This window comes from Limosilactobacillus coleohominis, assembly GCF_016901675.1.
Classification (GTDB): Bacteria; Bacillota; Bacilli; order Lactobacillales; family Lactobacillaceae; genus Limosilactobacillus; species Limosilactobacillus intestinavium.
The window spans coordinates 1-206 of the sequence record NZ_JACJKU010000236.1; the positions used below are offsets into that span (position 1 = coordinate 1).

Sequence of the window (206 nt, forward strand, 5' to 3'; positions counted from 1 at the left end):
TGACGTGTACCCAAAAAGTTGGAAGTTGAATATTCTGGCTTAATAATTGAATAAATATTTTTCTAGGCAACTAGATACTGCTCATACTGAAGCGGTGTTTGGTTGCCTAGTTTTGTTTGAATGCGTCGTTCATTATAGAAGTGAAGCCACTCTTCAACCGCTTGTTTTAGTTCATCTTGATTGCGATAACGTGTATCGGCCTCGAT

At 38.3% G+C, this 206-nt stretch carries 1 protein-coding gene; it reads right to left on the bottom strand.

Going from position 1 to position 206, the window contains the following annotated elements:
- Positions 1 to 62: 62 nt before the first annotated feature.
- Positions 63 to 206 (bottom strand): IS3 family transposase (locus H5975_RS09340; RefSeq protein ID WP_204785662.1); only part of this gene is annotated, 144 nt, incomplete at its 5' end.